The organism is Amycolatopsis sp. 195334CR (assembly GCF_017309385.1).
In the GTDB taxonomy this organism is placed as follows: domain Bacteria; phylum Actinomycetota; class Actinomycetes; order Mycobacteriales; family Pseudonocardiaceae; genus Amycolatopsis.
This window is the reverse complement of the sequence record NZ_JAFJMJ010000001.1, coordinates 3,161,851-3,172,610: the sequence shown is the minus strand read 5'-3', so window position 1 is coordinate 3,172,610 and position 10,760 is coordinate 3,161,851. Positions and strand designations below refer to the sequence as shown.

Annotated in this window: 6 protein-coding genes; all 6 read right to left on the bottom strand. The window is 69.8% G+C overall.

What is annotated here, in order from left to right; all coding sequences use genetic code 11:
• Nucleotides 1–38: 38 nt before the first annotated feature.
• Nucleotides 39–4,394, bottom strand: a complete 4,356-nt coding sequence (locus JYK18_RS15565) for a ThuA domain-containing protein (RefSeq protein ID WP_206802750.1) — start codon at nucleotides 4,392–4,394, stop codon at nucleotides 39–41.
• 67 nt (nucleotides 4,395–4,461) lie between these two features.
• Nucleotides 4,462–5,646, bottom strand: a complete 1,185-nt coding sequence (locus JYK18_RS15560; RefSeq protein ID WP_206802749.1) for a Gfo/Idh/MocA family protein — start codon at nucleotides 5,644–5,646, stop codon at nucleotides 4,462–4,464.
• A gap of 43 nt (nucleotides 5,647–5,689) precedes the next feature.
• Nucleotides 5,690–6,751 (bottom strand): substrate-binding domain-containing protein, encoded by a 1,062-nt coding sequence (locus JYK18_RS15555; protein WP_206802748.1) that lies wholly within the window; start codon nucleotides 6,749–6,751, stop codon nucleotides 5,690–5,692.
• Nucleotides 6,752–6,769: 18 nt separating this feature from the next.
• Nucleotides 6,770–7,795, bottom strand: a complete 1,026-nt coding sequence (locus JYK18_RS15550; protein ID WP_206802747.1) for an ABC transporter permease — start codon at nucleotides 7,793–7,795, stop codon at nucleotides 6,770–6,772.
• A complete protein-coding gene (locus tag JYK18_RS15545; protein ID WP_206802746.1) occupies nucleotides 7,792–9,303 on the bottom strand; it encodes a sugar ABC transporter ATP-binding protein in 1,512 nt (503 codons plus the stop codon). Before JYK18_RS15545 ends, JYK18_RS15550 begins: the two co-directional genes overlap by 4 nt.
• Nucleotides 9,303–10,574: an ROK family protein gene (locus JYK18_RS15540; RefSeq protein ID WP_206804254.1), complete on the bottom strand. Its 1,272-nt coding sequence runs from the start codon at nucleotides 10,572–10,574 to the stop codon at nucleotides 9,303–9,305. The genes JYK18_RS15545 and JYK18_RS15540 overlap by 1 nt, the downstream gene beginning before the upstream one ends.
• Between the last annotated feature and the right edge of the window lie 186 nt (nucleotides 10,575–10,760).

The following is a 10,760-nucleotide window of genomic DNA, read 5'->3' as shown; positions in this document are numbered from 1 at the left end:
CCACCCACACCGTCCTGATCAGGGTTGGCCCTGAGTGGTCAAACCTTTCGGATGGAACCACCCGAAGGCGCGATCGCGATAGACCATTCGATTCGCTGGGCCAACTCGTTACCGTCCCTAACCAATACGCCCCGCACCTCGGCGTCGGAGACCAAGCCAGGCTTGGCCGCCAGCTCCGCGAACGCGCGGTATTCCTTGACCGCCTTGGTGTCGTTGCCGTTCGCCTCGGCCTGCCTGGCCTTCTTGAGCTGCTTGCCCAGCTCGTTGTAGGCGGTCAGCGACAACCGGCTGGTCGCCCGGAACCGATCGAGCAGCTGCTGCGCGTCCCGGCCGGAGGTGATGGTGACGAACTGCACCTTCTGGCTGGTCCGGTTCCCGGCGGCGTCCACAGCGGACACCGTCAGGTCGTGGAAGCCCAGCGGCAGGCGGTACAGCGCGACCAGGTCACCGTCGCGCACCGGGGCGCCGTCCAGGGTCGCGGTCACCTCGGTGACCCCGACCTCGTCCTGCGCGTCCAGTTCGAGCACCAGGTCGGCCGAGTCGCCGTAGACCGCGCCCTGCGTGGCCCCGCCGATCGCCACCGTCGGTGCCGTGACGTCCAGTTCCTTGATCTGCACGTTGCGGAAGAAGACGTCGTCGCCGTTGCCGTGGTTCTGCAGGCCGATGAAGCCCTGCGAGAGGTCACGGGCCGGGTCGGTCTCGGTGTACTCGTTGATCACCACGCCGTTCAGCACGACCTTGATCGTCTGCCCGGCCAGCACCAGCTCGTACGAGTTCCACTCACCCGGCGGCTTCAGCGCGGCGTCCCGCTTGGCGATGTCGGCGCCCTTGAACCCGTAGATCGCACCGGTGGTGCGGTCGGGGGCGTCGGTGGCGTCGATCTGGATCTCCTGGCCCTGGTTGACCGCGACCCACGGGTCGTTGCCGGGGTCGGGGAAGCCGACGAACACACCGGAGTTGTCGTCCCCGGCCAGCTTCCAGTCCAGCTTCAGGCTGTAGGCGTTGAACTCCTCCTGGTGCCACAGCAGCCCCATGCCACCGACGGTCTTCCAGCTGCAGTCGGCCTGCAGTTCGAAGGAACCGGGACCGGCCATCTTCCAGTTCGCCATGCTGGCCTCGGTGCCGTCGAGCAGGGTGGTGTACCCCGCCTCGGGCGTGGCCGGCTCGCAGGCGGTGACCACCGGCTGCGCCACCCCGGGACCCTGGACGTTGATCGCGTCCACATCGAACAGCCCGCCGGTGCCGGTGCCGCTGAACACCAGGAACAGCGGCTTGGTGCCACCGGGGTCGGTGATCGGCGCCGGGGGCAGGTCGACGTAGGTGTCCCAGCCGCCGGTGCTCGGCACCGGCACGGTCTGGACCACCGGGCCGTCCACCGCACCCGAGCGCACCTCGATGGTGCCGCCCGCGCCGCCGGAGCTGACGCGGTAGCCGATGCCGGTGACGCCGGTCAGGTTCACCGGGCTGAACTGGATCCAGTCGCCCGCGTCGATGTAGCCGACGCGCTTGCCACCGCTGGCCCCGGCCGCGGCCACGATCTGCGTGCCGTTGTTCTCGGTGAAGAACTCGGCCTGCTTGAGCTTGGGCTGCAGGACGTTCTCCGCCGAACCGGTCAGCGGCGGCACCTGGCCCGAACCGTTGTCGGTGTAGCTGGCGTTGATCACGCCGAAGATGTCGGCGTCGAGCCCGTGGCCCTCGTCGGCCGGGGTCTCGATGACCCCCTCGCACCCGGTCGCCTGGCTCAGCGGGTGACCGTGGTTGTCGTGGCCGAGGATGTACTCGACCTTGACCTTCGCGCAGTCGACCGGCCCGTCCTCGGGGTCGGTGACGGTGACCTTGAACGGCACCTTGTCGCCGAAGCCGAAGAAGCCGCCGTTCACCGGCGCGTCCAGCGTCACCGTCGGTGCGGTGTTGCCCGCGGTGACCACCACGCTCGCCGCCCCGGTCAGCCCGGTCGGGTCGGTCACCGACAGCTTCGCGGTGAACTGCCCGGCGGTGGCGTAGGTGTGCGAGACCACACCCTCCTCGGTGGAGTCGGTGGTGCCGTCGCCGTCGAAGTCCCAGGCGTAGGTCAGGTCACCGCCGTCCGGGTCGGTGGTGCCCGCCGGGTCGAAGCTGACCGTGAGCGGGGCGGGACCGGAGGTCTTGTCCGCGGTCACCTTCACCTCGGGCGTGCGGTTGCCCTTGGTGTAGTCGATCCGGTAGACCGCCGACTCCGCGGAACCGCCGAAGTAGCCGGTGCCGTAGTCCAGCACGTACAGCGAACCGTCCGGGCCGAACTCGATGTTCATCGGCCGGACCAGCTCCATCGAGTCGAAGAACGGCTTGATCTCGCCGCGCTCGCCGTTGGCGCCGACGGCGATCTCCTTGATCCAGCCGCGGTCCCACTCGTAGGCGAAGTTCTTGCCGTCGTAGTACTCGGGGAACTTCGTGGTGTTCTCCAGCGCCGGGTCGAACCGGTAGGTCGGGCCGCCCATCGGCGACTCGCCGCCGGTGCCGAACTCGGGCACCGATCCGCCGTCGTAGGGGATCCAGGCCGGCTGCACCGGGGGCAGGTCGACCAGGCCGGTGTTGTGCGGGCTGGTGTTCTTCGGGGCCGCGCAGTCGAACGCCTGACCCGACTGGCCGGTGGCGAAGTCGTAGTCGATGAACGGCTGGTTGTCCCCGACGCAGTACGGCCAGCCGAAGTTGCCCGGCCCCTTGATCAGGTTGAACTCGACGGTGCCGCCGGGCCCGCGGGCGGGGTTGGCCGCACCGGCGTCCGGACCGTAGTCACCGAGGTAGATCCAGCCGGTCTCCTTGTCCACGGAGAACCGGAACGGGTTGCGGAAGCCCATCGCGTAGATCTCGGGCTTGGTCTTGTCCGTGCCGGGCGCGAACAGGTTGCCCTCGGGCACGGTGTAGCCACCGTCGGCACCGACCTTGATGCGCAGCAGCTTGCCGCGGAGGTCGTTGGTGTTGCCGGAGGTCCGCTGCGCGTCGAAGACCGGGTTGCGGGTGTCGCGCTCGTCGATCGGGGTGTAGCCGTCCGAGGCGAACGGGTTCGAGTCGTCACCGGTGGACAGCAGCAGGTTGCCCGCGGCGTCGAAGTCGATCTCACCGCCGGCGTGGCAGCAGATGCCGCGTTCGGCGGGAACCTGGAGGATCTGCTGCTCACTGCCCAGGTCGAGCGTGTTGTCCTCGCTCAGCTTGAACCGCGAAAGCTGGTTGTAGCCCTTGAACGGCTCGAAGTCGGCGGCGGTGCCGTTCTCCGGCGCGTCCCCGGCGGGCGTGTTCAGCGTGGGCGCGTAGTAGAGGTACACCCAGCGGTTGTTGGCGAAGTCGGGGTCGACCGCCACGCCTTGCAGGCCGTCCTCGTCGTGGTTGTAGACGGGGACCTGCGCGGCCAGCGAGGTGGTGGCGCCCGAAGTCGTGTACCAGACGCGGCCGTCGCGCGAGGTGTGGATCACGTCGCGGTTGGGCAGCACGGCCAGCGCGATCGGCTCGCCGGTCTTCTCCTCGCCCTTGGCCAGGGTGATCTGGTCGAAGTCGGCGTCGCCCGGCTCACCGGTTCCGGGGTCCTCTGTGGAGCAATCGCCCTCGGCCAGCCCGCTGGCGTAGAGGATGCCGCCCTTGAGGTGGTTGAGGAACTCCGGCTCGCTGTAGGACTGGATGGTGTGCCCGCCGCCGGTGTACCAGGAACGGCCACCGGAGTTGGTGTGGCACCAGGCGATCGGGTGGTCGCCCATGGCGCCGTTGCCCGGGTCGTAGCTCTGCTCGTCGAGCGAGGCGAGCACGTGCACGTCCTGGCGCGGGTTTTCGCGGTAGTTGTACCACTCGTCGGTCCGCGGCCACTGGTACGGAAGCTCCGAAGTGGACGGATGCTGCCGGTCCTCGACGTTGACCGTGGCCTGCTGGATCTGCGGGTGCGAGTTGAAGTACGCCCCGACCAGGTCGCCGTAGAACGGCCAGTCGTACTCGGTGTCGGAAGCGGCGTGCACGCCGGCGTACCCGCCCCCGGCGGTGATGTAGCGCTCGAAGGCGCCCTGCTGCTCGGGGTTGAGCACGTCCCCGGTGGTGGACAACCAGATCACCGCGTCGAAGCGGGCCAGGTTGGTGTCGGTGAAGGCACCGGCGTCCTCGGTGGCTTCGACGGAGAAGTGGTTGTCGGCGCCGAGTTGCTGGATGGCGGCGATCCCGGCGGGGATCGAGTCGTGCCGGAACCCGGCGGTCTTCGAGAAGACCAGCACGCTGGCTTCCTCGTGCTGGGCACCGACTTCATCGGGCTGGGCCGCGGTGGCGAGCGCGCTGCCGCTGAAGGCGGTCGCCGCCGAGAGGGCCAGCACCCCGAGCCGGATGGCGGTCCGGCTGGGCTTGGGTGGACTTTCCGATCGGAGTTTTCTCAATCCGCGCATGACGAATACACACACTTCCTTGGGTGGCGGCGGTACGAGCGAGGAGACCGAACGAAAAGGGCTGGGGTCACCTCCCCCCGGCCGTGGCGGTGCTGACGGTGGTGCCGGCCACCGGAGTCCAGCGCGCCTCGTCGGCGGCACTGATCTCGACCGCGTGCAGGACCTGCTGAACGCACAGGCCGTCGTCGAAACCGGGGGCGGGGTCGGTGCCCTCGCCGATCGCGGTCAGGAAGTCCGCGACCTCGTGCGTGAAGGTGTGGTCGTAGCCCAGTCCGTGCCCCGGCGGCCACCAGCCTTCGAGGTACCGGTGGCCGGGCTCGGTGACCAGGATCCGGCGGAAGCCCGCCTCGGTGTCCGGGGCGGATCCGTCGTGCCACCACAGTTCGTTCATCGACTCGAAGTCGAACGCCATGCTGGCCTTGGTCCCGTTGATCTCCAGGCGCATCGCGTTCTTGCGCCCCAAGGCATATCGGGTGGCTTCGAAGCTGGCGACCGCACCGCCGGACAGCCGCGCGAGGAACAACGCGGCGTCGTCGACGGTCACCTCGCCCGTCGAGCCGTCGCCGCTCGGGCGCTGCTTGACAAAGGTGTTGGTGAGCGCGGAAACCCCGGTGATCAGCTCACCGGTGACGAACTGCGCCGCGTCCACGATGTGCGCGCCGAGGTCGCCGAGCGCGCCGGAACCGGCCTTGTCCCTGCGCAGCCGCCAGGTCATCGGCGCCTGCGCGTCGGACAGCCAGTCCTGCAGGTAGGTCGCGCGCACGTGCCGGATCTCACCCAGCGCGCCGTCGCCGACGAGCTTGCGGGCGTGCGCCAGCGCGGGCACGCGGCGATAGTTGAACGCCACCATCGAACGCACCCCGCGGGTGGCCGCCGACCGCGCCGCGGCGGCCATCCGCTCGGCCTCTTCCACCGTGTTGGCGAGGGGTTTCTCGCACAGCACGTGCTTTCCGGCCTCCAGTGCCGCGATCGCGATGTCCGCGTGCGAGTCACCGGGGGTGCAGACGTCGACCAGGCCCACGTCGTCGCGGGCGATCAGGTCGCGCCAGTCCGTTTCCACCGCGGCGAAGCCGTACTTCGCCGCGGCGGCCTTCGTTTTCGCTTCGTCCCGTCCGCCCAAGGCGGCGAGCACCGGGGTCAGTGGGGTGTCGAAGATCCGGTGCACGTTGCGCCACGCGTGCGAATGCACCGCACCCATGAACGCGTGCCCGACCAAGCCGACCCCGATGCGCTCCCCGCCTGCCGAACTCATTGCTGTTTCCCCGTTCTCCGCGCTGTGACCGACGACCTGCTCGCTACGAGTCGAAGCCGACGTCCATGTACTGGTCCACGTTCTCCTTGGTGACCACGGCCGAATAGGTGGTGATCTCGGAGGGGATCTCGTGCTCGGCGAGGTCGCCGACGCCCTTCGCCTGCCCGAGCAGCCTGGCCAGCGCGATCGCCGAGGAGGCCATCGACGGGCTGTAGAGCACCGTCGCCTTCACCGGGTTCGCGTCGGACTTGATGTGGTTCATCATGTTCTTCGAACCGGCGCCGCCGACCATGATGAACTCGCTGCGGTTGGCGTTCTCGACCGCGGCGAGCACGCCGACGCCCTGGTCGTCGTCGTGGTTCCACAGCGCGTCGAGCTTCGCGGCCGACTGCAGCAGGTTCGCCGTCTGCGACTCGCCGGACTCCGGCGTGAACTGCGCGGAAACCCGGGGGCCCACGGCGAAACCGGCGCGGGTCAGCGCGTCCTTGAAGCCCTGGCTGCGTTCCTGGGTCAGCGGCAGCGAGTCGATGCCGGCCACCTCGCCGATCACCGGCGCGGTGATGCCCTTGGCCTTCATCTGCTGGGCGATGTAGTTGCCCGCGTTGACGCCCATGCGGTAGTTGTCGCCGCCGATCCAGGTGCGGTAGGCGAGCGGCGTGTCGAACACGCGGTCCACGTTGATCACCGGGATGCCCGCGTCCATCGCCTGCTGGCCGACGCCGGTCAGCGCCTTGCCGTCGAACGGCAGGATGACCAGCACGTCCACCTTGGCCGTGATCAGGGTTTCCACCTGGGCGATCTGCTGGTTGACGTCGTTCGTGCCCTCGGTGGGCTTGAACGTGACGTCGGAGAACTTCTCCGCCTGGGCACGGGCGTTGGTGGTCATCGCGGCCATCCAGCCGTGGTCCGCGGCGGGCGCGGAGAACCCGACGGTGACCATCTTGCCGGGCTGGGCGTTGTCCCCCGAGCCCGCCGCCACCGGCTGCGCGTTGTTGTTCTCCGCCGCCGGCGGCTCGTTCGAAGTACAGCCGGCCAGCACCACACCGGCGCCGACCGCACCCGCGCCGAGCAGGAACCCGCGGCGGGCCAGGAAGGACTGCGTCATTGCTCCTCCATTGGTTGTTTAGGTGGTGCTTCGTTCCCCACGACCGCGGAACCGCAGCAGGACGGCCAGCACGATGATCGCGCCCTTGGCGATGTTCTGGATGTCGGTGTCGAGGTTGTTGAGCGTGAAGATGTTGGACAGCACGGTGAAGATCAGGACGCCGACCAGGGTGCCGATCAGCGAGCCCTTGCCGCCGGTGAGCAGCGTGCCGCCGATGACCACCGCGGCGATCGCGTCCAGCTCGTAGAACATGCCGTTGGTGGAGGCCCCGGCGGTGGTCCGGGCGACCACCATCAGCGCCGCGACCCCGCAGCACAGTCCCGCCACCGCGTAGACCAGCGCGGTGTGGCGCTTGACGTTGATGCCCGCGAGGCGAGCGGCTTCGGCGTTGCCGCCGACGGCGTAGGTGCGGCGGCCGAAGGTGGTCCGGTTGAGCACCACCCAGCCGACGCCGAAGACCAGCGCGAACATCCAGATCAGCACCGGAATGCCGAGGATGTCGCCGCGGAAGAAGTCGAGGAAGCTGGTCTCGCCGACCACCTGGGTCTTGCGGCCGCTGAGCCGCTCGGCGAGCCCGCGCGCCGAGGCGTACATCGCCAGCGTGGCGATGAACGGCACGACTTTTCCGTACGACACCAGCAATCCGTTGACCAGGCCGCAGCCGAGGCCGACCGCGAGGCCGCAGATCACCATCACGACCGGGCCGTAGGACTGGGTGGCCAGCGTGGTCAGCCAGACGCTGGAGAGCGCGACGATCGAGCCGACGGACAGGTCGATGCCGCCGCTGATGATCACGAAGGTCATGCCGACGCTGACCACGCCGATCGCCGCGGCCAGCCGCAGGATGGTGGAGATGTTGCCTTCGGTGAAGAAGACCTCGGGGCGGGTGAAGTAGCCGACCAGGCACAGCACCACCAGCACCCCGGTGAGCCCGATCAGCCGGAAGTCCAGCGGGAAGCCGGAACCGTTCTTCTTGGCCGCCGGCGGTGCCGGCGGCGGGTCCGGCTCCGTGTTGATCGGCCGCGATTCGGTCTGTTCGGTCATGCCGCACTCCCCTCGAGGATCAGGTCGAGCACCCCGGCCTCGGTGAGCTCGTTCGCCTGCCGGTCGGCCAGCACCCGGCCTTCGCGGAGGACGAGGACCCGGTCGGCCAGACCGAGTACCTCCGGGATCTCGCTCGAGACCAGCACGATCGCCACTCCGGTCTCGGCCAGTTCGGTGATGAGGCGGTAGAGCTCGGCGCGCGCGCCGACGTCCACCCCTCGGGTCGGTTCGTCGAGCAGCAGCACCCGGCAGCCGCGCACCAGCCAGCGCGCGAGGACCGCCTTCTGCTGGTTGCCGCCGGAGAGCGTGCGCGCGATGCGCCGCGGGTCGGCGGGCCGCAGGTCCAGCCGCTTCAGCGTGTCGCCGGAGTCGCGGAGTTCGCGGGCGCGGTCGGTGAAGCCGAGCTTGGCGTAGCGCGACAGGCTGGCCAGCGTCACGTTGTGCGCCACCGGGAGGTCGAGCAGCAGGCCCTGGCTCTTGCGCTCCTCCGGGGCGAGGCCGATGCCCGCGCGGACGGCGGCGTGCACGCTGCCGTTGCGCACGCTCTTGCCGTCGACGTGGACGCTGCCGGAATCGGCTTTCCGCGCGCCGGCGATGGTCTCCAGTATTTCGCTGCGCCCGGCGCCGACGAGACCGGCGATGCCGAGCACTTCCCCGGCGTGCACGGAAAAACCGATCTCCTCGAACTCGCCACGGCGGGCGAGGCCCTCGACGCGCAGCACCTCGGGCGTGCCTTCGGGCCGCGGTTCGCGGGTCGGCCCGAAGACCGTTTCGACGCGGCGGCCCGCCATCAGGGCGACCAGTTCGGAGGTCGGGGTGTCGCGGGCGTCGAGGTTCTGGGCCACGGTGCGGCCGTCCTTGAGCACGGTCACGCGGTGGCCGATGCGCCGCAGTTCTTCGAGGCGGTGGGAGATGTAGACGATCGCGACGCCGTCGGCGGTGAGCTCCTCGACGATCCGGAAGAGGTTGTCCACCTCTTCACCGGCGAGCGCGGCGGTCGGCTCGTCCATCACCAGCAGGCGGGCGTCGTGCGCGAGCGCGCGGGCCATCGAGACGAGCTGCTGGTGGGCGGCCGAGAGCTTGCCGACCTCGGTGCCGGGGTGGATCTCCGGGTGGCCGAGGCGGGCCATCAGCTCCTGCGCCCTGGCGCGCTGCTCGGCGACCCTGGTGAAGCCGAAGCGCTGGCGTTCGTGGCCGAGGAAGATGTTCTCCGCGACCGAGAGGCCGGGCACCAGGTCGAGCTCCTGGTACATGGTGGCGATGCCGAGGCGGAGCGCGGCCGACGGGTTCGCGGGCGAGACCACCTCGCCGCGCCAGTGCAGCTCACCCTCGTCGGGGTGGTGCGCGGCGGCGAGCACCTTGATCAACGTCGACTTGCCGGCACCGTTCTGGCCGAGCAGGCAGTGCACCTCACCGGGCACCACCTCCAGGTCGACCCCGTCCAGCGCACGCACGCCGGGGAACACCTTGACCACGCCGCGCACCAAGAGCAACGGGGAGTCGTTCATCAGGAGACCTCCGATTTCTCCACGTCATCCCGCCCGACCCCGCGAACCTGCTTTTCCCCGCAGAAGCCGCTCGCGGCCGTCGGGGCGAGGGTGGGATCGGCGAAGAGGCGTTCGGTGGCCAGGTGGGCCGCGCCGAGCAGGGCGGCCGAGGTGCCGAGCGTGGAGGCGACCACCCGGCAGCGGGTGCCGGGGCCGGTGGACCGCGCGCCGAGCGCCACCCGGATCGGCTCGACCAGCCATTCGGCGAGGCCGGCGAAGTAACCGCCGAGCACCAGCACCTCCGGGTCGACCAGGTCGACCACGGTGGCGAGCGCGGTGCTCAACGCGGTGCCGAGGTCGTGCACGGCGGCCGCGGCGCGCTGGTCTCCGCTGCGGATGCGGTCGCGGAGCGCGATCACCCTGGCGTCGACGCCGAGCGTGGGGTCGTGCAGCGAGTCCGGCGGCGAGGCGGCGGCACGCAGCAGGGCGGGGAACCCGGCCTTGGTCTCCAGGCAGCCGGTGCGGCCGCAGGAGCAGGCGTCCCCCATCGCGTCGATGGTGATGTGCCCGATTTCGCCCGCGAAACCTCGTGACCCGCGGAGGACCGAGCCGCTCGAGACGAGTCCGCCGCCGACGCCGATGCCGCCACTGAGGTAGAACAGCTCCCGCACACCGGGGCCTTCGAGGACCTCGGCGAACGCGCCCAGGTTGGCTTCGTTCTCGACGACGACCCCGGCGAGGTCGACGCCGAGGCGGGCGGCGATGAGGTCGGCGAGGCCGGCGTCGCGCCAGCGCAGCGCCGGGGCGAACCGGAGGACCTGGGAGTCGGTGTCGACCAGGCCGGGCACCGACACCGCGACGCCGATGGGCGGCCCGTCGAGGTCCGCGCAGACGGCTTCGGCGAGAGCGGCGAGCTCGTCCATGCCGCGTTCGAGCCCGAGCTGGGCCACGTCGGCGACGCTCGCGCGGCTGGCCAGCGGCACGCCGGCGAGGTCCATGCTCATCGCGGAGAAGCCGTCGGCCTCCACGCGCAGCGCGAGTCCGTAAGCCGCCTCGCCGCGGAGTTCGACCAGCTGGCTGGGCCTGCCGTGCCCGCCGTTGCGGAGCCCGGCCGGGCGGACCAGGCCGCGGTCGCCGAGCTCGGTGACGAGGCTGGAGACGGTGGCCTTGTAGAGACCGGAGTGGGCGGCCAGCTGCGACCGCGACCGCGGGCCGCGCCGGAGCGCGCGAAGGAGGCCGGCGAGGTTCGCCGTGCGCTGGCTGATCTGCTCAGCCTGCACGCTCACGCCCATGGCCACCTTGCCTCCACTTTGTAGTGTCGCCAGCGAAAGTAAGGTGGCAAAGTTCACTCGTCAAGGTGAAGAACCAGCCATCTTTTGTCAATCCACCCGATTAGACCAGTTCGTTACGTACCTACTTTCGTTCACAACGTTCAAAAGCATGTACGCCGCTGCCGTTTCCCACCGGCGCTCGCGACG

Excerpts from the sequence above, each read along its gene's own strand:
- JYK18_RS15565 (WP_206802750.1), bottom strand. The coding sequence starts at position 4,394 with ATGCGCGGATTGAGAAAACTCCGATCGGAAAGTCCACCCAAGCCCAGC.
- JYK18_RS15560 (WP_206802749.1), bottom strand. The coding sequence starts at position 5,646 with ATGAGTTCGGCAGGCGGGGAGCGCATCGGGGTCGGCTTGGTCGGGCAC.
- JYK18_RS15555 (WP_206802748.1), bottom strand. The coding sequence starts at position 6,751 with ATGACGCAGTCCTTCCTGGCCCGCCGCGGGTTCCTGCTCGGCGCGGGT.
- JYK18_RS15550 (WP_206802747.1), bottom strand. The coding sequence starts at position 7,795 with ATGACCGAACAGACCGAATCGCGGCCGATCAACACGGAGCCGGACCCG.
- JYK18_RS15545 (WP_206802746.1), bottom strand. The coding sequence starts at position 9,303 with ATGAACGACTCCCCGTTGCTCTTGGTGCGCGGCGTGGTCAAGGTGTTC.
- JYK18_RS15540 (WP_206804254.1), bottom strand. The coding sequence starts at position 10,574 with ATGGGCGTGAGCGTGCAGGCTGAGCAGATCAGCCAGCGCACGGCGAAC.